This is a genomic window from Franzmannia qiaohouensis, assembly GCF_031451695.1.
Classification (GTDB): domain Bacteria; phylum Pseudomonadota; class Gammaproteobacteria; order Pseudomonadales; family Halomonadaceae; genus Franzmannia; species Franzmannia qiaohouensis.
Genome location: NZ_JARWAM010000011.1, coordinates 19,583 through 41,226, shown reverse-complemented (window position 1 = coordinate 41,226; position 21,644 = coordinate 19,583). Strand labels below are relative to the sequence as shown.

General features: G+C 67.5%; 17 protein-coding genes. 2 read left to right on the top strand and 15 right to left on the bottom strand.

Going from position 1 to position 21,644, the window contains the following annotated elements:
* The first annotated feature begins 134 nt into the window (after positions 1-134).
* Complete coding sequence (locus QC821_RS15285) at positions 135-737, top strand: CBS domain-containing protein (protein ID WP_309723302.1); 603 nt, start codon at positions 135-137, stop codon at positions 735-737.
* A gap of 45 nt (positions 738-782) precedes the next feature.
* Here QC821_RS15285 and ppc read toward each other — a convergent pair whose 3' ends face one another.
* From ppc to cysM, 5 genes are read right to left on the bottom strand one after another with little or no spacing between them, the layout of a single operon-like run.
* The gene (ppc, locus tag QC821_RS15280; protein WP_309723299.1) at positions 783-3,431 is read right to left on the bottom strand and encodes a phosphoenolpyruvate carboxylase; all 2,649 of its coding nucleotides are present in this window, start codon (positions 3,429-3,431) and stop codon (positions 783-785) included.
* The gene (mazG, locus tag QC821_RS15275; protein ID WP_309723296.1) at positions 3,424-4,299 is read right to left on the bottom strand and encodes a nucleoside triphosphate pyrophosphohydrolase; all 876 of its coding nucleotides are present in this window, start codon (positions 4,297-4,299) and stop codon (positions 3,424-3,426) included. The genes ppc and mazG overlap by 8 nt, the downstream gene beginning before the upstream one ends.
* A complete protein-coding gene (gene relA, locus QC821_RS15270) occupies positions 4,296-6,575 on the bottom strand; it encodes a GTP diphosphokinase (protein ID WP_309723295.1) in 2,280 nt (759 codons plus the stop codon). The genes mazG and relA overlap by 4 nt, the downstream gene beginning before the upstream one ends.
* A 27-nt stretch (positions 6,576-6,602) precedes the next feature.
* Positions 6,603-7,994 carry a methyltransferase domain-containing protein gene (locus tag QC821_RS15265; protein WP_309723292.1) on the bottom strand — a complete coding sequence of 464 codons (1,392 nt, stop codon included), beginning with the start codon at positions 7,992-7,994 and terminating at the stop codon, positions 6,603-6,605.
* Entirely contained in the window at positions 7,994-8,890 is an 897-nt protein-coding gene (gene cysM / locus QC821_RS15260; protein WP_309723289.1) for a cysteine synthase CysM, read from the bottom strand. Before cysM ends, QC821_RS15265 begins: the two co-directional genes overlap by 1 nt.
* A gap of 118 nt (positions 8,891-9,008) precedes the next feature.
* Here cysM and QC821_RS15255 point away from each other — a divergent pair, with 118 nt between their 5' ends.
* Positions 9,009-11,696 (top strand): ATP-binding protein, encoded by a 2,688-nt coding sequence (locus tag QC821_RS15255; RefSeq protein WP_309723286.1) that lies wholly within the window; start codon positions 9,009-9,011, stop codon positions 11,694-11,696.
* Here the strand turns inward: QC821_RS15255 and acpS are convergent.
* From acpS to QC821_RS15205, 10 genes are all read right to left on the bottom strand, one after another.
* Positions 11,636-12,013 (bottom strand): holo-ACP synthase, encoded by a 378-nt coding sequence (gene acpS, locus QC821_RS15250; protein ID WP_309723284.1) that lies wholly within the window; start codon positions 12,011-12,013, stop codon positions 11,636-11,638. The two genes, QC821_RS15255 and acpS, sit on opposite strands and share 61 nt — an antisense overlap.
* A gap of 6 nt (positions 12,014-12,019) precedes the next feature.
* On the bottom strand, positions 12,020-12,811 hold the full coding sequence (gene pdxJ, locus QC821_RS15245) for a pyridoxine 5'-phosphate synthase (RefSeq protein WP_309723282.1): 792 nt from the start codon (positions 12,809-12,811) through the stop codon (positions 12,020-12,022).
* A 60-nt stretch (positions 12,812-12,871) separates the two neighbouring features.
* Complete coding sequence (recO, locus tag QC821_RS15240; protein ID WP_309723281.1) at positions 12,872-13,585, bottom strand: DNA repair protein RecO; 714 nt, start codon at positions 13,583-13,585, stop codon at positions 12,872-12,874.
* A 36-nt stretch (positions 13,586-13,621) separates the two neighbouring features.
* Positions 13,622-14,521: a GTPase Era gene (gene era, locus QC821_RS15235; protein WP_309723278.1), complete on the bottom strand. Its 900-nt coding sequence runs from the start codon at positions 14,519-14,521 to the stop codon at positions 13,622-13,624.
* A complete protein-coding gene (gene rnc / locus QC821_RS15230; RefSeq protein ID WP_309723276.1) occupies positions 14,518-15,207 on the bottom strand; it encodes a ribonuclease III in 690 nt (229 codons plus the stop codon). Before rnc ends, era begins: the two co-directional genes overlap by 4 nt.
* Positions 15,208-15,308: 101 nt before the next feature.
* The gene (gene lepB / locus QC821_RS15225) at positions 15,309-16,112 is read right to left on the bottom strand and encodes a signal peptidase I (protein WP_309723274.1); all 804 of its coding nucleotides are present in this window, start codon (positions 16,110-16,112) and stop codon (positions 15,309-15,311) included.
* 14 nt (positions 16,113-16,126) lie between these two features.
* Positions 16,127-17,944: a translation elongation factor 4 gene (lepA, locus tag QC821_RS15220; protein WP_309723272.1), complete on the bottom strand. Its 1,818-nt coding sequence runs from the start codon at positions 17,942-17,944 to the stop codon at positions 16,127-16,129.
* A gap of 183 nt (positions 17,945-18,127) precedes the next feature.
* On the bottom strand, positions 18,128-19,558 hold the full coding sequence (locus QC821_RS15215; RefSeq protein WP_309723269.1) for a DegQ family serine endoprotease: 1,431 nt from the start codon (positions 19,556-19,558) through the stop codon (positions 18,128-18,130).
* Between the two features lie 106 nt (positions 19,559-19,664).
* A complete protein-coding gene (locus tag QC821_RS15210) occupies positions 19,665-20,759 on the bottom strand; it encodes a MucB/RseB C-terminal domain-containing protein (RefSeq protein WP_309723267.1) in 1,095 nt (364 codons plus the stop codon).
* Positions 20,760-20,770: 11 nt separating this feature from the next.
* Complete coding sequence (locus tag QC821_RS15205; RefSeq protein WP_309723264.1) at positions 20,771-21,487, bottom strand: sigma-E factor negative regulatory protein; 717 nt, start codon at positions 21,485-21,487, stop codon at positions 20,771-20,773.
* Positions 21,488-21,644 lie beyond the last annotated feature (157 nt).

Sequence of the window (21,644 nt, the reverse complement as noted above, 5' to 3'; positions counted from 1 at the left end):
CCGACGTTCCCTATCGAGCGCTGCAGGAGCTCGGCCGCGCCGATGTTAAGAGTTCCTTAAGCCAAGGCTGCCAGGGTAGTGCTAGGCGAGGCGCCACCTCGCCCTTTCATAGCCCATCAGCGAGACCCACTGCCATGTCACTGTCACTCCATGCACCACGCGCCTTGAGCCACCTGCAGCAACATCCCGTCATCGAGCGCCCCGCCGGGCCAGCGCATCTGTCGTGGGAGAGTCCCGCCATCGACATCATGCTCGACCTCTCCCAGGTCGAGCTGCCGACCATCGCTCATGATGCCGCCATCGACCTGGCACATGCCAGCATGCAACGGCACCAGGCCCAGCAGCTGCTGGTGACCGATGAACATGGCCGCCTGAGCGGCCTCGTGACTCGCCGCGAGATCATCGGCGGTCGCCGCATCACCCTTGCCATGCAGCAGCACGACATTGCCAGGAGCGAGGTAACCGCGGGCATGGTGCAGACGCCCTGCGAAGCCCTGCACGCCATGTCGCTGGCACAGCTCGAGAGGCTAAGTGTCGGCCAGCTGATCGAGACCCTGCGTGCCTCCGGCGACCAGTACCTGCTGGTGACCCAGGGCGACCGAGATCAAGCGCCGCGGCTGCGTGGCCTGCTATCGGCGGCGGATATCGGCCGTGCCCTGAAACTCGACATGACGCTGCTGCCAGAAGCCCGCTCGTTTGCCGACATTTGCCAGGTAGTGCTGGGCCACGAGCTATGAGCTGACCCAGCCGGCGTCAGGCGCGACGCTGGCAGCATCGCTGGCCTAGCCGGTATTGCGCAGCCCGGCGGCGATGCCGGCCATGGTCACCATCAGCGCCCGCGACAGTTCGGGGCTGATCGCACCGTCGGCATCGCGGTTACGCTGCAGCAGCTCGGCCTGCAGGCCATGCAGCGGGTCGATGTAGGGGTTGCGCACCTCGATCGCCTGGCGGATCAGCGGGGTGTTCTCGAGCAGCGCCTGCTGATCGAGGATCTCCAGCAGCACGCCCTGCAGCCGAGTAAAACGCTCACGCAGGTTCATGCCCAGCGCCAGCAGCGCCGGCTCGTCGACCAGGCGTCGCTCGTAGTAGGCGGTGATCTCGACGTCGCCCTTGGCCAGCAGCATCTCGAGCATGTCGAGGTAGGTGCCGAAGAACGGCCACTCGCGGCGCATCTCGCGTAGCCGCTCGAGGCCGCCCTCCTCTTCCAGCCGGGTGATGAAGGCATCGCCACTGCCCAGCCAGGCCGGCAGCATCAGGCGGGTCTGGGTCCAGGCGAAGATCCAGGGGATCGCGCGCAGCGTCTCGACGCCGCCATCCTGGCGCCGCTTGGTGGGGCGTGAGCCGAGCGGCAGCCGCCCCAACGCGCCCTCCGGCGTCACCGCGCGGAAATAGGGCACGAAGTCGGGATCCTCGCGCACCACGCCGACATAGCCGCGGTGAGCGATCTCGGCCAAGCGGTCCATCTCCTCGCGCCACTGGGGCTTGGGCGCCGGCGGCGGCAGCAGGGTCGCCTCGAGCACCGCGCAGGCGTAGATCTCCATCGAGCGCAGCGCGATTTCCGGCTGGCCGAACTTGAAGCGGATCATCTCGCCCTGTTCGGTGACCCGCAGGCTCCCGTTCACCGAGCCCGGCGGCTGGGAAAGTATCGCCGCGTGGGCCGGGCCGCCGCCGCGACCTACGGTGCCGCCGCGGCCGTGGAACAGGGTCAGATCCACGCCGTGCTGCTCACACACCTCGACCAGGATCTCCTGGGCACGATACTGGGCCCAGGCGGCGGCCAGCTGGCCAGCATCCTTGGCCGAATCGGAGTAGCCGATCATCACCTCCTGGCTATCCCCCACCAGGCGCCGATAGCCGGGCAGCGCCAGCAGCCGGTCGATCACATTGCCGGCGCGGTTGAGGTCATCGAGGGTTTCGAACAGCGGCGCAATGGGCAGCCGCACGTCGCCGCCGACCTCCTGCATCAGTAGCGCCACGGCCAGCACGTCGGAGGGCTGCGCCGCCATCGAGATGATGTAGGTGCCCAGCGCCTCGCGCTGCTCGCGGGCGATGACGCGGAAGGTGTCGATCACCTCGCGGGTCTCGGTGGAGCACTCCCAGCGGCGCGGGATCAGCGGCCGCCGCGACTCCAGCTCGGTGAGCAGGAAGTCCTGGCGCTGCTGCTCGTCCCACTCGCGGTAGTGGCCCAGTTCGAGGAAGTCAGTGAGCTCCTCGAAGACCTGGCTGTGGCGGCTCGCTTCCTGGCGCACGTCGAGCTTGGTCAAGGTGACGCCAAACACCGCCACCCGGCGCAGGGTATCCAGCAGGGTGCCGTTGGCGATGGTGTCGAGGCCGACATCGCACAGCGAGCGATAGCAGGCCAGCAGCGGCGCGTAGAGCTGGTCGCGGGTCTCGATGATCGGCCCGCCCTCGTGGCTGCGCCCGTCGAGGCACGCCTTGGCCCAGTCGCGGGTCGCCTCGACCCGCGTGGTCAGGCGCTTGAGCAGCGCCCGGTAGGGCTCGGCCTCGTCGCCGACCTCGGCCTTGAGCGCACTGTTGGCCTTCCACATCGACAGCTCGGCCTTGAGCTGCTCGAGGTCGCGCAGATAGAGATCGGCGGCCATCCAGCGCCCCAGCAGCAGTACCTCGCGGGTGACCTTGGCGGTGACGTTGGGATTGCCGTCGCGGTCGCCGCCCATCCACGAGGCGAAGCGCAGCGGCGCGGCATCCAGCGGCAGGCGCTCGCCGGCGGTCTCGAGCAGCAGGCTGTCGAGGTCGCGATGGAAATCCGGCACCGCCTGCCACAGCGAGTTCTCGATCACCGCAAAGCCCCACTTGGCCTCGTCCACCGGCGTCGGTCGCTCATGGCGGATCTCGTCGGTGTGCCAGGCCTGGCTGATCAGCTCCTCGAGGCGGCCGTGGGCGCGGCTCGACTGCTCGGGATAGTCGCCCGCCGATTCGATCACCGACAGGCAGTCGTCGATGGCATCGTACTTCTGGATCAGGGTGCGCCGGATGACCTCGGTGGGATGGGCGGTGAGCACCAGCTCGACGCGCATTCCGGCCAGCGTCTCGACCAGCGTACGCGGCGCGTGCCCCTCGGACTGGGCGCGACGCAGCAGTTCGCCAAGCACCGGCTGTGAGCCCGGCTTATAGTCCTCGACGCGCCGATAGCGGGCGCGATAGTGCTGCTCGGCGATATTGGCCAGGTTGAGGAACTGGTTGAAGGCGCGGGTGACCGGCAGCAGGTCGCGGTCGGGCAGCTTGCGCAGAAACTCGATCAGCTCGCGGCGGCTGGGCTGGTCGCCCTGACGGCCGCGTTTGGCAAAGCCGCGGATGGTCTCGATCTTGTCGACGAAGGCGCTGCCCTGGTCGTCGGCAATGGTGCGCCCCAGGCTGTCGCCCAGTACGCGGACGTTATCACGCAGCGATTCGTGTAGGTCGTCACTCATGGGCAGCGCCCTCCTGGTGGCATTCATGGGTGGCTTCGCGGCGCTTGGCGTCTTGCCAGTGCGCCTCCATCTCGTCGAGGGTTACCGACGACGGCTGCTGTCCGCGCGCGGCCAGCGCCGACTCGACGTGGCGAAAGCGCCGCTCGAACTTGGCATTGGTGGCACGCAGGCACTGCTCGGGGTCGGCCTTCAGCGTACGCGCCAGATTGGTCACCGCAAACAGCAGGTCGCCGACCTCTTCGGCGGCGTGGTCGCGGTCGCCGGCGTCAAGCGCCGCCTCGACCTCGGCCAGCTCCTCGCGAATCTTGTCGATCACGCCGCGGCTGTCGGGCCAGTCGAAGCCGACCCGTGCGGCGCGCTTGGAGAGCTTGGCGGCCCGCGACAGCGCCGGCAGCGTGCGCGGCACGTCGTCGAGCACCGAGACGCCTGCCTCGCCATCGGCGCGGGCGGCGCGCTCCTCGGCCTTGAGCGACTCCCAGCGGCTGTTGACCTGGCGGGTCTGGACCTGCTCGGCGCTCACCCCGGGCGGGCGCCGCGATGCCAGGCTGCCGTCGGGGAACACGTGGGGATGCCGCTGCAGCATCTTGGCGGTAAGGGTATGCACCACGTCGTGGAAGTCGAAACGCCCCTCCTCGGCGCCGAAGCGGGCGTAGTAGACCACCTGGAACAGCAGGTCGCCGAGTTCGCCGGGCAGCTCGTCGAAGGCGCGCCGCTCGATGGCGTCGGCCACCTCGTAGGCCTCTTCCAGGGTGTGCGGCACGATGCTGTCCCAGTCCTGCTGGAGGTCCCAGGGACAGCCCTGCTGCGGATCGCGCAGCACCGCCATCAGGTTCAGCAGGTCGTCGAGGTCATGGCGTGGCTGGCTCATGGCTGGGGCCTCCGCTGGCGACCGTGGCGCGGCTTGGCGCCGCTGCGCAGGCGCTTGACGTCGATCACGTTGGGCAGTTGCTGAATGCGCGAGAACAGCCGCCCCAGGGTTTCCAGGCCGTCGACCTCGACGGTAATCGACATCCGCGCGATGCCGTCTTCCTGGTTGGTCAGGGTGTTGACCGACAGCACGTTGACGCGGTCGTTGCTGAGCACCCCGGTGACGTCGCGCAGCAGCCCGGAGCGGTCCCAGGCCTCGATCTCGATGTCCACCGGATATTGCGTACGCGAGCGCTCGCCCCACTCCACCTCGATCACCCGCTGCGGCTCGTCGAGGCGCAGCTGCAGGATATTGGGGCAGTCCTGGCGGTGCACGGTGACCCCGCGCCCCTGGGTGATGAAGCCGACGATCGCCTCGCCGGGTACCGGGTGGCAGCAGTTGGCCATGCTGGTCTTGAGGTTGCCGACCCCGAGCACGGTGATCGCATCAGCGTCGCCCTTGGCCGGCCCGCGGCGCGGCTTGGCCAGCAGCCGATCGAGCTGCTCCTGGTCATCCGACTCGCCGAACAGTTGCTGGGCCTGGTGCAGCACCTGGCCGATGCGCAGGTCGCCGGCGCCGAGGGCGGCGTACATGTCCTCGACGCTGGTGTAGTTGACCTTGCGCGCCAGGGTGAGGAGATCCATGTCCTCGACATCGAGGCGCTTCATCTCCTTGTCGAACAGCGCCTTGCCCTCTTCGAGGTTCTGGCTGCGCGCCTGCTGCTTGAACCAGGCCTGGATCTTGGCCCGCGCCCGGGAGGTGCGCACGAAGCCCAGCGAAGGATTGATCCAGTCGCGACTCGGGCCGCCCTTGGTGGCGGTGAGGATCTCGACCTGCTGGCCGGTCTTGAGCTTGTAGGTAAGCGGCACGATGCGCCCATTGACCTTGGCGCCGCGACAGCGATGGCCGATCTCGGTATGCACGCGGTAGGCGAAGTCGATGGGCGTGGCGACCTTGGGCAGGTCGATGACGTGGCCGTCGGGGGTGAACACATAGATACGGTCCGGGGCCACGTCGCTGTTCAGCCCCTCGCGCAGATCGCCAAAGTCGCCGACCTCGTCCTGCCACTCGAGCACCTGGCGCAGCCAGGCGATCTTCTCTTCGTAGCTCGAGCTCTTGGCCTTGGTGTCGTGGCCCTTGTAGCGCCAGTGGGCACACACGCCGAGCTCGGCCTCCTCGTGCATGGCAAAGGTGCGAATCTGGATCTCCAGCACCTTGTTCTCGGGCCCCAGCACCGCGGTGTGCAGCGACTGGTAGCCGTTCTTCTTGGGGTTGGCGATATAGTCGTCGAACTCGTTGGGTACGTGGTGCCAGCGCGAGTGGACGATGCCCAGCGCGGTGTAGCAGTCGGCCACCTCGGGCACCAGGATACGCACCGCGCGCACGTCATAGACCTGCGAGAAATCGATGCGCTTGCGCTTCATCTTGCGCCAGATCGAATAGATGTGCTTGGCGCGGCCGTCGACCTGGCTGCGCGGGATGCCCTGGGCTTCGAGCAGCCCCTCGAGGGTCTCGACCACCTCGTGGATATAGCGGTCGCGGTCGAGGCGCTTCTCGGCCAACTGCTTGGCGATCGACTTGTAGTCGTCCTCGTGGAGGTAGCGGAAGGAGAGGTCCTCGAGCTCCCACTTGAGGTGGCCGATGCCCAGCCGGTGGGCCAGCGGCGCATAGATGTCGAACACCTCGCGGGCCACCCGCAGGCGCTTGTCGCGGGTGGCGTCCTTGACCTGGCGCAGCGCACAGGTGCGCTCGGCGATCTTGATCAGCGCCACGCGCACGTCGTCGATCATGGTCACCAGCATCTTGCGCAGGTTGTCCTGCTGGTCGTGCTGGGTCATGCCGTGGCTCGGCGTCTGATGGCTGATCGCCGCCATCTGCAGCACGCCGTCGATCAGCCCGGCCACTTCGCCGCCGAAGCGCTTGGCTACCGCCTCGATGCCGAGCAGCCCCTCGCGTACCGCGCGGTACAGCACGGCCGCTTCCAGCGTCTCCTGGTCGAGCTTTAGTTCGCCGAGAATATCGGCCATCTCCAGGCCCATGCGAAAGCTCGAGCCGTCGGCCAGCCACGCCTTGTGGGGACGTTCGGCGTGCCGCGCAAGATGATCGGCGAGCTCGCAGGCCTCGCGCATCTCGTCCTCGTCACGCAGGCTGACGTCCTCCTGCAGGCGTGCCAGCCATTGTTGTATGTTGACCGCCCCGTCGGCGGTCAGCGGCTGGTCTTCACGCACCTTAACCATGGGGTTGCGTTCCTCTCGTTGGGTGGCTCATCCGCCGCGTTCGAACAGCAGCATGGCTTCCAGATGAGCGGTCTGCGCGAACATGTCGGCCACGGCCGCGCGACGTATTCGATAACCGCCTTGCACGAGGCGTGCCGCATCCCGCGCCAGGGTGGCCGGGTCGCAGGCGATATACAGCAGCTGTGGCACCGCGCTCGTCGCCAGCTGCGCGCAGGCCACTTCGGCGCCCTCGCGGGGCGGGTCGAGCAGCACCAGGCTCGGCGCCCAGGCCAGCACCTCGCGCACCGCGGCGGGCTGGGTGAGGTCGGCCTGGCGCGCCTCGACGTTGTCGAGATCATTGCGCCGGGCGTTGGCGGCGAGGCGTTCGACCATCGCCGGGTTGCCCTCCACGCCCAGCACCTCGCCGCCGCGGCCGGCCAGCGCCAGGCTCAGGTTTCCCACCCCGGCGTAGAGGTCGAGGATGCGAGCCGCGGTATCGGGCGCGAGCCATGCCAGCGCGGTATCGATCAGGCGCTGGTTGACCGTGGCATTGACCTGCACGAAGTCGCCGGGCGCGAACCCGAACGTCAGGCTGCGCCCATCGGCAGTGACACGGTAGCGCAGATCGGGTGCTGGGGTGAGCCACTCCAGCCGCGCCTCGTCGCGCCCCAGCCACCACGCCAGGCTGACGCCCTGGTCGTCGGCAAAGGCCTGCCAGCGCACGCGGTCGCCGGCCTGCTCGCGCAGCTGACGCACCACCAGGGTAGCCCCCGCGTCGCTGTCGATGAGTTCGATGTGGCCGACATGGCGCGGCGCTTCCAGGGCCGCCAGCTGGCGGTGCAGCGGTGCCAGCAGCGCCGCCAGTCGCGGCACCAGAATGGTGCACTGCTCGATATCGAGCAGGTGGTGGCTGCCCTTGGTGCGGAATCCTAGGTGGATGGCACCCTGGGCGTCGACCTTGACACCGAGTCGCGCCCGCCGCCGATAGCCGTGGCCGTGGGCGGCGAGTAGCGCGCTGTTCGCCGGCAGGCTCAGCCCCTCACGCGCCAGGTGCTCGCCGAGCACCGCCAGCTTGTGCTCGCGCTGGCCGGCTTCGTCAAGGTGCTGCAGGTCGCAGCCGCCGCACTGGCCGAAGTGCGGGCAGGGCGGCGCAACGCGCCGCGGAGAGGTCTCGAGCAGCTCACGCACATGGGCTTCGTCATAGCGCTTGCGCTGGCGATGCACCGCCGCCATGAGCCGCTCACCGGGCAGCGCGCGGTCGACGAAGACTGCCTTGCCATTGGCGCGATGGGCCACGCCGCGGCCGTCGTGGGCCAGGCGCTCGATCAGCAGGCTATCATCGGCGGCGCTGATGTCGCGCGCCGGCGCCGGGTCACGCTGGCGCAGCCCCGATGTGCCCGAGGCCGGGCGCCCATGGCGACGCTTGCCGAGCATCGCCATCAGGCCTCCGGCGCGTAGAGGCCGGTGGACAGGTAGCGGTCGCCGCGGTCGCAGACGATGAACACGATCACCGCGTTCTCGACCTGCTCGGCGATGCGCAGCGCACCGGCCAGTGAGCCCCCCGACGAGACCCCGGCCAGGATACCCTCCTCGCGGGCCAGGCGGCGCATGTGCACCTCGGCTTCCTGCTGGCCGATATCCAGCGTCTGGTCGACCCGGCTGGCATCGAAGATGCGCGGCAGGTAGGCCTCCGGCCAGCGGCGTATTCCGGCGATGCTGGCGCCGTCCTCGGGCTGCAGGCCGACGATCTGCACCGCCGGGTTCTGCTGCTTGAGGTACTTCGAGACACCCATGATGGTGCCGGTGGTGCCCATCGAGCTGACGAAATGGGTGATGCTGCCCTCGGTCTGACGCCACAGCTCCGGCCCGGTGGTGCGGAAGTGCGCCAGGGGATTGTCGGGATTGGCGAACTGATCCAGCGCCTTGCCCTCGCCGCGGGCGATCATGGTGTCGGCGAGGTCGCGAGCGCCTTCCATGCCGGCGTCCTTGGACACCGTGATCAGCTTGGCGCCATAGGCCGCCATGGCCTGCTTGCGCTCGCTGGAGGCGCTTTCCGGCATGATCAGGGTCATGCGGTAGCCCTTGATCGCCGCAGCCATGGCCAGGGCGATGCCGGTATTGCCCGACGTCGCCTCGACCAGGGTGTCGCCGGGATGAATCTCGCCACGGGCCTCGGCCTGCTGAATCATCGACAGCGCCGGGCGATCCTTCACCGAGCCGGCCGGGTTGTTGCCTTCGAGCTTGGCCAGCAGGGTGTTGTTGCGGCCTGCGGCAATGCGCTTGAGGCGCACCAGGGGCGTGTTGCCGACCACATCCTCGAGCGTGGGGAAGTGCATGCGAAGCGTCCTTCTCAACGGGTATACGTCGATTATATCCATGCCCGTCGGTGGGTGACAGGGATGGCCCCACGGTGTGGCATAATGCCGGCACCGATTGCCGTGCGGATCCAAGGCCATGCCGATCAGAACCCGACTGCTGCTGTTGGCGGTCGTCGTGCCGCTGTCACTGTTGCTGACCCTGACCCTGCTCGCCCTGTTGCATGACGGCCAGAGTCGACGCGAGGCGCTTGAGCAGCGCACCCTGGGCAGCGCCGAACTGCTGCGCCCCTCCCTCGAACACGCCCTGCTCGACCACCATCACACCTGGCTGCCCGACCTGCTGCAGCGCCTGCAGGACATTCCCGAGGTGCGCGGGGTCAGCCTGCGCGATGGCGCCGGCACGGCCACCCTCGAGCTGGGCCAGCAGAAGCCGGTGCTCGACGACTATGCCGCGGCCCCGCCGCTGGAGGAGCGCGACGGCGACTGGCGGCTGGTGCTGCCCCTCGAGCACGGAAACGACACCCACTACCTGGATATCAGCGTCGACACCACCGCGCTGACTCTCGCCTTCTACCGCCACCTGACGGCGGCGGGACTGGTGTGGCTGGTCTCTGGACTGCTGCTGTTCATGCTCACCTATATCGTCTATCGCCGCATCGACCGCCCCATCGAGGAGCTCCAGGAGCTGCTGCGGCGCCTCAATGCCGGCGACTACCAGCTGCGCCTGGCGCGCCAGGGCCCGCCGGAGCTGGGCCGCCTGGCCGCCAGCGTCAATACCCTCTCCGATCATCTCGAGAACGCCCACGAGGACATGCAGCGGCACATCGACCAGACCACCCGCGATCTGCAGGAGTCGATGGAGACCATCGAGATTCAGAACATCGAGCTCGACATGGCCCACCGCCGGGCGCTCGAGGCCAATCGCATCAAGTCGGAGTTCCTGGCCAACATGAGCCATGAGATCCGCACCCCGCTCAACGGCATCATCGGCTTCTGCCAGCTGCTGTCGCGCTCCCCCCTCGACGCGCGCCAGCGCGAGTGGCTCGACCACGTCAGCAAGGCCTCGGATAGCCTGCTGGCACTGATCAACGACATCCTCGACTTCTCCAAGCTCGAGGCCGGCAAGATGGAGCTCGAGTGCGTCAACCTCGATGCCCAGGCGCTGGTCGACGAGGTGCTCGGCCTGCAGGGTCCCCAGGCGCACCACAAGCAGCTGCACCTGCTGGGGCTGGTCTACGACGACGTGCCCGAACAGCTGCAGGGCGACCCGCTGCGCATCAAGCAGGTGCTCACTAACCTGGTCCACAACGCCATCAAGTTCACCCAGCGCGGCGAGGTGATCGTCAGGGTGATGCTCGACGACAGCGACAGTCAGCGGGTGACCCTCAGGGTCAGCGTCAGCGATACCGGCATCGGCCTCAGCGAGAGCGCCTGCCAGCGGCTGTTCCAGGCCTTCAGCCAGGCCAGCGCCAGCGACAGCCGGCACTATGGCGGCACCGGCCTGGGGTTGATGATCTGTCGCCAGCTGGTCGAACAGATGGGTGGCGAGATCGGCGTCGAGAGCGAGCTTGGCCGCGGCTCGACCTTCACCTTCACGCTCCCGCTCCAGGCCCAGCGGCTCGACCCCCGGCCCCCGGAGCTGGCCCTCGGCGGTCTGCGCGTCGCCTTCGACGAGCCCCACCCGGCGACCCGCCATGCCCTCTCCCACCTGCTCGAGCAGTGGGGGGCCGAGCTGGTCACGCTGGACGCCGGCAGCGCACCCGACCTGCTGATTGCCGGGCTGGCCCACGAGGACCTGGTGCCGGCGCGCCTGGCAAGCTGGCAGGCCTGCCTCAACGCTTGCCACTGCCCGTGCATCCTGCTGGTCCAGGCCGGGCCGCTGGAACTCCCCGACCTGCACCTGCCGCATGGCGGCGAACTGCTCAGTCGACCGCTGTCACGCCGGGTGCTGGCGGCCAGCATCGAGCGCCTGATCACGCCGCAGGCACTGCCCGCGCCGGCTCCCGAGCCGCGCCCGTCACAGCTGCTGGTGGTCGATGACAACAGCGCCAACCGCCTGCTGCTGGAGGCCATGCTCGAGGATCTCGGGCTCGGCGCCCAGTTGGCCGCCAGCGGCGAGGAAGCGCTGGCGCTGGCGCAGGGTCAGCACTTCGATATGGTATTGATGGATATTCGCCTGCCGGGCATGGACGGCATTGCCACCACCCAGGCCCTGCGCTGCCTCGACGAACGCTGGCGGCAGTGCCCGGTGATTGCGGTTACCGCCCACGCCATGGAGGAGGAGCGCCAGCGGCTGCTGAGCAGTGGCCTGCAGGAGGTGCTGATCAAGCCGGTCGATCATGCCGCACTGCTCGACCTGCTCAAGCGCCGGCTGGCCATCGCCGAGCGACCCGCCAAGGCAAGACCGCCGGCGGCCCAGGACGAGCTGGCGGTGGTCGACCTGACCCTCGGCACCCAGCTGGCCGCCGGACGCGAGGCGCTCGCCTGGGACACCCTGCTGCTGCTGGTCGACAGCCTCGACGCCAGCGAAGCCGCCCTGCGCAGCGCCTGGCAGGCCGGCGACGAAGAGGCCTTCCTGGATGCCATCCATGCCCTCAACGGCGCCTGCCGCTACTGCGGCGTGCCGCAGCTGGCTCTGCTCGCCGAAACCCTCGAGACGCGCCTGCGCAGCCGCGGCCTGAACGACGTGGCGCCACTGCTGGACGACCTCTATGCGGCCATGGCGCGGCTCGCCGACTGGCGTCGACAGCACGCGCCATCCGCTCAACCCTCGAGCACCACGAAGGCCAGTGCCAGTCCGTCATCGTCCGACAGCGACAGGTGAAGGGTCACCACCCCGGCGGCCTGGGCCTGCTCGCGGGCGCGCCCGGCCAGTAACAGCGAGGGCCGGCCGAGGGCGTCGTTGACCACTTCGATCTCGGTCCAGCGCATGCCGTGGCGCAGTCCGGTACCCAGCGCCTTGAGGAACGCCTCCTTGGCGGCGAAGCGCTTGGCGAGAAACGCGGCCGGCTGAGGGTGGTGCTGAAAGCGGGCCAGTTCGCTCGGCCCCAGCAGGCGCTGTGCGAAGCGCTCGCCGTGGCGCGCCATGCCCGCCGTGAAGCGGTCGATGCGCGCCAGGTCGTTGCCGATCCCCAGGATCATCGCGGCTCAGCCATGCTCGTGGTCGTGGTCATGGTCGTGCTCCTCGAGCGCCGCCAGCAGCCCGGCTTCCTGGCCGGCGATCACCAGCCGCTTCATCTCGGCCACCGCCTCCTTGAGCCCCACGAACAGCGCGCGGGCGATGATCGCATGACCGATATTGAGCTCATGGATGCCGCCAATCGCAGCGATGGCCTCGACGTTATGGTAGTGCAGGCCGTGCCCGGCGTTGACGGTCAGCCCCAGCTCGAGGGCCATCTCGGCCGCTGCGGCGATCCTCGCGTGCTCGTCTCGTGCCGCCTGGCCGACAGCCTCGGCGTAGGCGCCGGTATGCAGCTCGATGACCGGCGCGCCGGCGCGCACCGCGGCCTCGATCTGGGCCGGGTCGGGATCGATGAACAGCGACACCTCGCAGCCTGCCGCTGCCAGCCGACGGCAGGCGGCCTGTACCGCCTCGAAGCCGCCGACCACGTCCAACCCACCCTCGGTGGTCAGCTCCTCGCGCTTCTCCGGCACCAGGCACACGTGCGCCGGGCGTATCTCTTCGGCCAGACGTATCATCGCCTCGGTGACCGCCATCTCGAGGTTCATGCGGGTATTGAGGGTCTCGGCCAGCAGCCGCACGTCGCGCTCTTGGATATGCCGGCGATCCTCGCGCAGGTGAACGGTGATGCCGTCGGCACCGGCCTCTTCGGCCAGCAGGGCGGCCTGGACAGGGTCAGGGTAGCGGGTACCGCGAGCCTGGCGCAGGGTGGCGATATGATCGATATTGACGCCGAGCTGGATACGGGGCGCATGCATGGTGGAGTCTCCAGGAGTCGAGAGTCGTAAGAATCTAGGGGTTGGCTTGCTGTTTCAAGCTTACCGCTCGCGACGCAGCCGCTTGTCGGCGAGCTGACGCATCAGTTCCCGCGAGCGCAGCGGCCGGCTACCCAACAGCGGCGCCAGCGCCGCACGGGTCACCGCCTTGGCGGGGCCGGCAAGCCCTGCGGCCTGCCACTGGCCGCTGGCCAGCAGACGCAGGGTACGACCGTCGAGCCCCTGCGTGGCCCCTGCCGGCAGCGCCTCGAAGGCGCGCGCCTCGGCGCGGTAGACATAGCGACGCTGGGGGTCGAGCTGGTTGTCCCCCAGGTCGCGGAACAGCGGTTCGGCATCGAGCAGCTCGAGCAGCGCCAGTTCCAGGCCGCGCAGCGCAGCGGCGCGCGCCTCCGGCCGCGGCAGGGCCTCGAGGGTGGCGCTGTAGAAGGCGAACACCTCGCGTCCCGGCAGCTCAAGTGGCAACAGCCGGGCCAGCAGCTCGTTGGCATACAGCCCGCACAGCAGGCCTTCTCCGGCCAGCAGCGCCGCGCTGCCGGTGCTCTCCATCAGCCGCAGGCGCTTGAGCTCGCCGCTGCCGACCCAGGTCACATGCAGCGGTGCAAACGGCTGCAGACGCCCCCGCGCACGGCTGCCAGGTCGCTGCACGCCCTGAGCCACCGCCCTGACCCGACCATGGCCCAGCGTCAGCAGATCGACCAGCGCACTGGTCTCGCGGTACGGCCGCTTATGGAGCAGGAAGGCGGGTTCGGGCTGCATCATCGGTCCTTGGGCAACGCCGGGCGAGCGCGCGACTCAGTCCAGGTGGTAGCCCAGGCTCTTCAGTGCGCGTTCATCGTCCGACCAGCCGCGCTTGACCTTGACCCACAGGTTGAGCATCACCTTGCCACCCAGCGCACGTTCCATGTCGAGGCGCGCCTCGCGGCCGATGCTCTTGATGCGTTCACCGTTTTCGCCGATCAGGATCTTCTTCTGGCCCTGGCGCTCGACCAGGATCAGCGCACTGATATGGGTGACGCGATCGGTCTCGCGAAACTCCTCGATCTCCACCGTCATCTGATACGGCAGCTCGTCGCCGAGCTGGCGCATGACCTTCTCGCGCACCAGCTCGGCGGCCAGGAAGCGCTGGGTACGATCGGTGACCTGGTCGTCGGGGTAGTAGTGGATACTCTCGGGCAGATGCTTGGCGACCTCGATCTCGAGTTCCGGCACGTTGCTGCCGTGCTTGGCCGACAGCGGCAGGATCGCCGCGAAGTCGCGCTTGGCGCCGACCTCCTCGAGCCACGGCAGCAGGCTGGCCTTGTCCTCCAGCCAGTCGACCTTGTTGACCGCCAGGATCACCGGCGCCTTGACGTGGGTCAGCTTGTCGAGCACCACCTGGTCTTCGGGCATCCAGCGGGTGCGGTCGACGATGAAGACCACGCAGTCGACGTCGCGCAGCGCCTGGCTGGCAGCCTGGTTCATGAAGCGGTTGATCGCCTTGTTGCGATCCTTGGACATGATGTGCATGCCGGGGGTATCGACATAGATGACCTGATCGTCGCCCTCGGTCTTGATGCCCATTACCTGGTGGCGCGTGGTCTGCGGACGCCGCGAGGTGATGGAAATCTTCTGTCCAAGGATACGGTTCATCAGCGTCGACTTGCCGACGTTGGGGCGGCCGACGATGGCCACGAATCCACAGCGCTGGGTCATGCTCGCCCTCCTCGCGGTTCGAGCAGCGCCAGCGCCTTTTCGGCGGCCTGCTGCTCGGCATGGCGTCGGCTCGAGCCGACGCCGACGGTAGCGGCCTCGAGCATCTCGATCTGACATTCGATGGTGAAGGTCTGGGCGTGGGCCTCGCCCTCCACCGAGAGCACTTCATAGCGCGGCAGCGGCGACTGCCGCGACTGCAGAAACTCCTGCAGCCGGGTCTTGGGGTCTTTCTGGGTATCCTGCAGGTCGATGGCCTCGAGGCGCTGGGCGTACCACGACAGCACCCTGGCCTTGGCCACGTCCATGCCGGCATCCAGGTAGATGGCACCGATCACCGCCTCGACGGCGTCGGCGAGAATCGAGTCGCGCCGGTGACCGCCGCTCTTCATCTCGCCGGAGCCGAGCCGCAGACACTCGCCAAGATCGAACTCGCGCGCCAGCTCGGCCAGGGTCTGGCCCTTGACCAGCTGGGCGCGCAGCCGCGACAGCTGCCCCTCGCGGGCATCCGGGAAGCGCCGGAACAGCGCCTCGGCGATCACGAAGTTGACGATCGAGTCGCCGAGAAACTCGAGGCGCTCATTGTTCTGCCCGCCAAAACTGCGGTGGGTCATGGCCAGCTCCAGCAGGCCGATGTCGGCGAACGCATGGCCGACCCGACGGCTGAAACCATTCAAGGGGTTACTCACGAAACTCCTGCTCTTTGTTGTGACCTGATTAAATGAATAGCCCGATGCACGGCATCTCGCCATGCATCAGGCCATATTGCTTTAGCCAGCCAGGGGCTGGGTCAGTGAATGCGGCGTACCGAGCCGAAGCTTGGCAACCCGCCGTCCCAGTGCATCCATACCGCAAACGCCTGGCCGACGATGTTCTCTTCGGGCACGAAGCCCCAGTAGCGACTGTCGTTGGAGTGGTCGCGGTTGTCGCCCATGGTGAAATAGTGGCCCTCCGGCACCTCCAACTCGCGCATCTGCGGACCGGGGTCGCGGGGGTTGTTGTAGATCTGGTGGGCCTGGGCACCGAGCAGCTCCTCGAGCAGCTGCTCGCCGGGCTGATCGCGGGGATCGGCCTCCAGCAGGCTACTCGGTACCGCCTCGCCGTTGACGAAGAGCTGCTTGCCCTCGTAGCGAATACGGTCGCCGGGCAGCCCTACCACGCGCTTGATGAAGTTGATCGACGGCTCCTGAGGGAAGCGAAACACCATCACATCGCCGCGCTCCGGGTCGTTCATCTCGACCAGGCGGGTATTGATCACCGGCAGGCGCAGGCCATAGGTGAACTTGTTGACGAGGATGAAATCGCCCACTTCCAGGGTCGGACGCATCGAGCCCGAAGGGATCTGGAACGGCTCGACCACGAAGCTCCTCAGCACCAGCACCACCAGCAGCACCGGGAAGAACGAACGCGAGTAGTCGACCGGCCACGGCTCACGCGCCAGCTTGCGCCGAGAGTCGTCGTCGAGGCGCTCGCCGTTGCCGGCTTCCACCGCCGCCAGGCGCGCACGCCGTGCACGCCCCCACCACACCGCATCCAGCAACCAGATCATACCGGTGACCGCTACGGCCACCACCAGCAACAGCGAAAAATCCATGCCTATCCTCGACCCTAGTCATTCACCTTGAGCACGGCGAGGAAGGCATCCTGGGGAATTTCCACCCTGCCGACCTGCTTCATGCGTTTCTTGCCCGCCTTCTGCTTTTCCAGCAGCTTCTTCTTGCGGGACACGTCGCCGCCGTAGCACTTGGCGGTAACGTTCTTGCGCAGCGCCTTGACCGTGGAACGCGCCACCACCTGACCACCGATGGCGGCCTGGATGGCCACGTCGAACATCTGCCGCGGTATCAGCTCTTTCATCTTCTCGACCAGCAACCTACCCCGGCTGTGGGCGTGATCGCGATGGATGATCGCCGCCAGGGCATCGACCTTGTCGCCGTTGATCAGCACGTCGAGCCGCACCAGCCTGGCCGCCTCGAAGCGTTCGAAGCTATAGTCCAGCGACGCATAGCCCTTGGAGATCGATTTCAGGCGATCGAAGAAATCCATCACCACCTCGGACATCGGCAGTTCATACACGAGCTGGATCTGATTGCCCAGGAACTGCATGTCGAGCTGGGTGCCGCGGCGCTGCTCGCACTCGGCGATGACGTTGCCGACGAACTCCTGGGGCACCAGGATACTGGCACGCACGATCGGCTCGCGCATCTCGTCGACATTGGCCATGTCAGGCAGCTTGGAGGGGTTGGAGACGTAGCTCACGTCACCGTTGTCCATGGCCAGCTCGTAGACCACCGTCGGTGCGGTGGTCAGCAGATCGAGATCGTACTCGCGCTCGAGGCGCTCCTGGATGATCTCCATGTGCAGGGTGCCAAGGAAGCCGACCCGGAAGCCAAAGCCCAGGGCGTCGGAGTTCTCCGGCTCGTAGGCCAACGAGGCGTCGTTGAGGGCCAGCTTCTCGAGGGCATCACGAAAGTCCTCGTAGTCGTCGGCGCTGACCGGGAACATCCCGGCGTAGACCTGCGGCTTGACCTTCTGGAAGCCGGGCAGGCGCGGCACGTCGGGAGTCTTGGTATGGGTGATGGTATCGCCCACCGGGGCACCCTGGATCTCCTTGATCCCGGCCACCACGAAGCCCACTTCGCCGGCACGCAGCACGCCGGTTTCGCGGCGCAGGGGCGTGAACACCCCGACCTCGTTGACCTGCCAGTCACGCCCGGTCGAGTTGATGCGAATCTTCTCGCCCTTCTTCAGGGTGCCGTCGAACAGCCGTACCAGCGATACCACGCCCAGGTAGTTGTCGAACCAGGAGTCGACGATCAGCGCCTGCAGCGGTGCCTCGGGGTCGCCCTTGGGCGGCGGGATATCGCGCACCAGGCGCTCGAGCAGCGCCTCCATGCCCAGCCCGCTCTTGGCCGAGACCTGGCAGGCGTCGGTGGCGTCGATGCCGATGATCTCCTCGATCTCCTGAGCCACCTTGTCGGGGTCGGCCTGGGGCAGGTCCATCTTGTTGAGCACCGGCAGCACCTCGAGCCCCTGCTCCACCGCGGTATAGCAGTTGGCCACCGACTGCGCCTCGACGCCCTGGGCGGCATCGACCACCAGCAGCGCGCCCTCGCAGGCGTAGAGCGAGCGCGACACCTCGTAGGAGAAGTCGACGTGCCCGGGGGTGTCGATGAAGTTGAGCTGGTAGGTGTTGCCGTCCTCGGCGTGGTAGTCGAGGGTCACCGATTGGGCCTTGATGGTGATGCCCCGCTCGCGCTCGATATCCATCGAATCGAGCACCTGCTCCTTGAGCTCACGGTCGCTCAGCCCGCCACATATCTGGATGATCCGGTCGGAGAGCGTGGACTTGCCGTGGTCGATGTGGGCGATGATCGAGAAATTACGGATATGCTTGAGCTTGTCGTGGGACACGTCGTTGGCCATCGAGTCAGTTCTGCCTTTCAATGAATCGGCGTCCTACGCCAGGACGTCACTATCGAAACCGCTATCGCTACATAGGGAGGGTCGACAGGAGGGCAGCAGGCGCATGCCGGTGAGCAAATTGCGCTCATTGTACCGGCATGCGCCTGGCAGGAACAGCGAAGCCGCGCCGGCTTCGCGCTTGATTCACTCGTTGGGGTCGAGACGCAGCGCCACGAACAGCGAGCGACCGTCGCGGTAGAGACGTAGCGGCACGGCGCGATCACCGTCGATGGCCTCGACCACCTCGAGCAGCCGCTGCGGCGAGTCGATGCTCTGCTGATCCAGCGAAACGATCACGTCCCCGGGGCGGATGCCCGCTGCGGCAGCGGCACCGTCCGGGTCGACGCTGCGGACCTGGACGCCACCCTCGATCTCGAGGCGCTCACGCTCGGCCGCATCGAGCTCGGCCACGCTGAGCCCGAGGCGCGCCTGGCGGTCACTGGTGTCCTGCTCGGCGGCGGACTCGTCGTCGCCATTGGCATCCGGCCAGCGGCCCACGGTGACGTCCTGGGAGCGCTGCTCGCCGTCGCGCATCAGGGTCAGCTCGACGTCGTTGCCTGGGCTGACCCGGCCGATCAGGCGCGGCAGCGTGGTCGAGGACTCGACCTCCTCGCCGTCGACCTGCATGATCACGTCGCCGGCGCGCAGGCCGCTTTGCGCGGCGGGGCCTTGCGGATCGAGATCGGCGATCAGTGCCCCGCTCGGGCTATCCATGCCGAACGACTCGGCCAGATCCCGTGATACCGGCTGAATTACCACCCCCAGCCAGCCGCGGCTGACCTGACCGTCATCGCGCAGCTGGTCGGCGATATCCATCGCCACGCTGATCGGGATCGCGAACGAGACGCCCATGAAGCCACCGCTGCGGGTGAAGATCTGTGAGTTGATGCCGACCACCTCACCGTCGAGATTGAACAGCGGCCCGCCGGAGTTGCCGGGGTTGATCGCCACGTCGGTCTGGATGAACGGCACATAGGCGTCCCGCGGCAAAGTGCGGTTGATGGCACTGACGATGCCCGCGGTCACCGAGTGGTCGAAGCCGAACGGCGAGCCGATGGCGGCCACCCACTCGCCGACCCGCAGATGGTCGGAGTTGCCCAGCGTCAGGGTCGGCAGGCCCTCGGCGTCGACCTTGAGCAGGGCCACGTCGGTCTCTCTATCGGCGCCAACCAGCTCGGCCTCCAACTCACGGCGATCGTTGAGCCGCACCAGGATCTCGTCGGCGCCATCGACCACATGGGCATTGGTCAGGATGTAGCCATCCTCGCTGATGATGAAACCCGACCCCAGCGACTGGCGCTCCTGACTGCGCCCCCGGCCCTGGCCGGGCGGGCTCGGAAACTGGTCGCCGAAGAAGTGGCGAAAGATCTCGGGGATGTCCTGCCCCCCCGGCCCACCGAACTGTTCGCTGCGCGACGGCACCGCCCGAGTGCTGGCGATATTGACCACCGCCGGTGCGGCGTCCTCCACCAGCTCGGTAAAGTCAGGCAGGCCGCGGGCCTGGGCGGACTGCCAGGCAAACGCGGCGATGGTCAGTAGTAACCACAGCGAAAGATGTCGTGTCGTGCGTTCCATAAGGCGCTCCTGCGACGGCGTTGGGACAATCAGTGCGAGGAAGACGGGCTTAGCGCCTAACGCGGCGCTAAACGGGCCAGTAGCAAGTTGGTCGATATAGGGGGCGTCATGGCGTCGACTCCTGGGCGCTATCGTCGACGTCGGCCGCTACCCGCTCAGGCTGCCACTCGACCTGCTCGACGATCTGCAACAGCACCTGCGGCGGCAGCTCGCCCATGGCAACGATCTGCATCGGCTGGCCGCCGATGTCGTCGTGGCGCACCGCCGCGTAAGAGATGCCCAGGCGGTGCATGCCTGGCGACAGCACCTGACCGTCGGCATCGAGAGGCTCGACGAACAGGCTCAGGCTCGACAGCCCGTCGCTGAACAGGCGATGCCCCACGGCATCATCGTGCACGCTGCTGCGAGTGGAAACCGGCTGCGGCGCGAAGCCCGGCGGCAGCCAGCCCGGCGCCCAGGGATCCGGCGGCGCCTGACGCAACTCGTCGAGGCGTACGTGGCCATCGTGAAGGGAGGCGTGCTCGAGGTCGGTGATCTGGAAGGTCTCGAGCACGCGACCACTGTCGTCCAGGAGTAGCTGCTTGAGCGGTAGCGCGGTGGCGCGGTCGAGCCAAAGTCGATGCCCGTAGCGCAGGCTGTCCAGCGGCTCGATGTCCAGGCGTACGGCGTTGCGCCCGGCAATCCGTTCGCTGCCGTCGAGCTGCAGCCGGTAGTGGTCGCTGAGGTGGGTCATGATCGCGGTGGGCGAGGCGGGCACCTCGCTGCCCTCCTCTGCCCAGCCACCGCGACCGATGCGACCACGCCGCTCGAACACCAGCGGCGGGCCGTCGAGGAACTGTGCCACTTCACGCTCGACGCCATCCTTTACCTCGTGAGATAGCGCCAGGGTGCGCGCGCCCTCACTGCTGATGCGCACCGCCCTGGCGTGAAACACATAGCAGTGGTTGGCCCACAGGCTGAATTCGAACCAGCCTTCCGGTGAATCCGGCGCGGCCACCCCATCCAGAACCGAGCAGTCGAAACCGGCTTCGCTGTCCCAGGCCGCGGCAAGGGCTTCCTGGCCAGAGGGTTGATCGGCGACGGCGGCCCCGGATAGACCGAACATCGCCACGGCGATCAGCAGCACATGGCGACGTAGGGAAGTATGTAGCGGAGTACGCTGCTGCGCCGTGCGCAGCGGATGACGGAAATACGCGGTCATCCCTGCCCTCATTAACGCTGGCCCAAGGTCTCGAGCCCCGACGCGCGCAGCAGCGGCATCCAGGCGTCGCCACTCCGATAGGCCGCGCCCTCGGCGTGACGATCGAGATAGGACTGAAGTAGCTGTGCCTGCGCCTGGTCGCCGCGCTGGGACTGGCGTGCGCTGGGCGCCATGAACATCGGCATCTCGGCGGATGCCCCCACGGTCATGATGCCACTGTTGCCACCACCGCCCTGGGCGGGAGACTGGAACATCGGCAGGTCGACCAGCGACGGCCGTGACACCGAGGCCCCGGCATTTCCGGCAGCAGCAGGTACCGCCTGGGCTGCCCCCTGAACACCGCTGCCACCGGCCAGACTTGGCTGGGTCGCAGTGCTGCCGGAATCGCTGCCGTGATAGACCTGTACCCCGGTGATCACCATCAGCGACACAGCAGCGGCAATCGCCGCGCTACCGGTAAACGACAATCCGCTGCGCTTGCGCGTCAACGACTTGTCGGTGGCGGGCAGCGGCTCATCGGCAATCTTTGCCATGATGCCTGCCGAGAGGTCAGTGCTGACATCGACATCGCGGTCGCGCTGCATGAGGCTGCGGGCCAGATGGTAGCGACGCCAAGCGTCAGCATCGTCGCCATGCCCGTCAAGCGACTTGAGTACGCGACGCAGTTCGAGCTCATCAGCCTCATCATCCATCAGGGCAGACAATGACTCTCGTGCCTGTTGATTCATTACTTACACCCTCATCCTCGACAGGGCCTGACGCCCATTGGTCATTAGAATTCTGATGCCATATGGCAACGGTCATGCCGCTACCCGACTGACGTGACCGGGCATCGGCTGCGGCACTGCCCGTCATGCCATTGCCCCCGGGAAGCGCCATCGGCGA

Coding starts and splice junctions, on each gene's coding strand:
- QC821_RS15285 (WP_309723302.1), top strand. CDS start 135: ATGTCACTGTCACTCCATGCACCACGCGCCTTGAGCCACCTGCAGCAA.
- ppc (WP_309723299.1), bottom strand. CDS start 3,431: ATGAGTGACGACCTACACGAATCGCTGCGTGATAACGTCCGCGTACTG.
- mazG (WP_309723296.1), bottom strand. CDS start 4,299: ATGAGCCAGCCACGCCATGACCTCGACGACCTGCTGAACCTGATGGCG.
- relA (WP_309723295.1), bottom strand. CDS start 6,575: ATGGTTAAGGTGCGTGAAGACCAGCCGCTGACCGCCGACGGGGCGGTC.
- QC821_RS15265 (WP_309723292.1), bottom strand. CDS start 7,994: ATGGCGATGCTCGGCAAGCGTCGCCATGGGCGCCCGGCCTCGGGCACA.
- cysM (WP_309723289.1), bottom strand. CDS start 8,890: ATGCACTTCCCCACGCTCGAGGATGTGGTCGGCAACACGCCCCTGGTG.
- QC821_RS15255 (WP_309723286.1), top strand. CDS start 9,009: ATGCCGATCAGAACCCGACTGCTGCTGTTGGCGGTCGTCGTGCCGCTG.
- acpS (WP_309723284.1), bottom strand. CDS start 12,013: ATGATCCTGGGGATCGGCAACGACCTGGCGCGCATCGACCGCTTCACG.
- pdxJ (WP_309723282.1), bottom strand. CDS start 12,811: ATGCATGCGCCCCGTATCCAGCTCGGCGTCAATATCGATCATATCGCC.
- recO (WP_309723281.1), bottom strand. CDS start 13,585: ATGCAGCCCGAACCCGCCTTCCTGCTCCATAAGCGGCCGTACCGCGAG.
- era (WP_309723278.1), bottom strand. CDS start 14,521: ATGACCCAGCGCTGTGGATTCGTGGCCATCGTCGGCCGCCCCAACGTC.
- lepB (WP_309723274.1), bottom strand. CDS start 16,112: ATGGATTTTTCGCTGTTGCTGGTGGTGGCCGTAGCGGTCACCGGTATG.
- lepA (WP_309723272.1), bottom strand. CDS start 17,944: ATGGCCAACGACGTGTCCCACGACAAGCTCAAGCATATCCGTAATTTC.
- QC821_RS15215 (WP_309723269.1), bottom strand. CDS start 19,558: ATGGAACGCACGACACGACATCTTTCGCTGTGGTTACTACTGACCATC.
- QC821_RS15210 (WP_309723267.1), bottom strand. CDS start 20,759: ATGACCGCGTATTTCCGTCATCCGCTGCGCACGGCGCAGCAGCGTACT.
- QC821_RS15205 (WP_309723264.1), bottom strand. CDS start 21,487: ATGAATCAACAGGCACGAGAGTCATTGTCTGCCCTGATGGATGATGAG.